The organism is Neisseria sp. P0021.S007, from assembly GCF_051956855.1.
In genome coordinates, this window is sequence record NZ_JBQCXA010000286.1 from 1 (window position 1) to 849 (window position 849).

Here is an 849-nt window from a genome sequence, read left to right on the forward strand (position 1 = left end):
GCTACTGCGTTGATTTGTGTTTGTGCCTGGGCGAGGTAGGGTGTGCCCAACAGGTCGGCGATATCTTTCATGACGGTTTCCCCACCCTGCGCGCACAGGTTTGCCGGCGCTTTTCCTACCGACAGGGCGCGCGCATAGGGTAGGCAGCCTTCATAGCCGCACTCACGACATTGGGTTTGCGGCAACAGGCGGCTGATGCTTTGGATGGGAATGTTCATCATGGATAGTCAAAATCGAAAAGGCGCATTATATCAGATTGTTGCGTTTATTTTGGCGAAACCCGCTTTGCTTATTTTAGCGAAACTCGCTACGCTCGTTTTCAGACGGCCTGAGCCGGGTTTGCGTTATAATTTTGAAATGGATTTATTCGGGTAATTAGGAATGACGGCTACACTTTGTCCCTGTCAGTCGGGACGTGTTTATACGGAATGTTGCGCACCGTTTCATGCGTGTGAGGCGGCGGCCTCGAAGGCGGAAGAGTTGATGCGTTCGCGTTACAGTGCGTATGTTTTGCAGGAAATCGACTATATCGTGGACACGACTGTCCCTGCGCAGCAGAATTTGTTGGACAAGCAGGATTTGGCGTCGTGGAGTAAGCAGACGCAGTGGTCGGGATTGAAGGTTATCCGTCATGTGCCGTTTGGCAAACTGCATGCTTTGGTCGAGTTTGAGGCGTATTTTGAGGAGAATGGGCAAACTGAGTGCCATCATGAATTGTCGGCGTTCGTGAAAATAGACGGGCGTTGGTACTTTATTGATCTGACCGTTGCTTTGCCGACGATGAAACAGCCTTGTTTGTGCGGTTCGGGCAAAAAGTTTAAGGCGTGTTGCGGATAGTTTTTCAAATAG

The 849-nt window shown here is 50.5% G+C and carries 2 protein-coding genes; one reads left to right on the forward strand and one right to left on the reverse strand.

Annotated features, from left to right (window positions below):
- Nucleotides 1-218, reverse strand: a 218-nt coding sequence (locus ACTHUR_RS12855; protein ID WP_440398879.1) for a (Fe-S)-binding protein, incomplete at its 3' end; no start/stop codon positions are given.
- Nucleotides 219-381: 163 nt separating this feature from the next.
- Between ACTHUR_RS12855 and ACTHUR_RS12860 the strand changes: the two genes are divergently transcribed.
- A complete protein-coding gene (locus ACTHUR_RS12860; RefSeq protein ID WP_440398881.1) occupies nucleotides 382-837 on the forward strand; it encodes a YchJ family protein in 456 nt (151 codons plus the stop codon).
- Nucleotides 838-849: the final 12 nt, after the last annotated feature.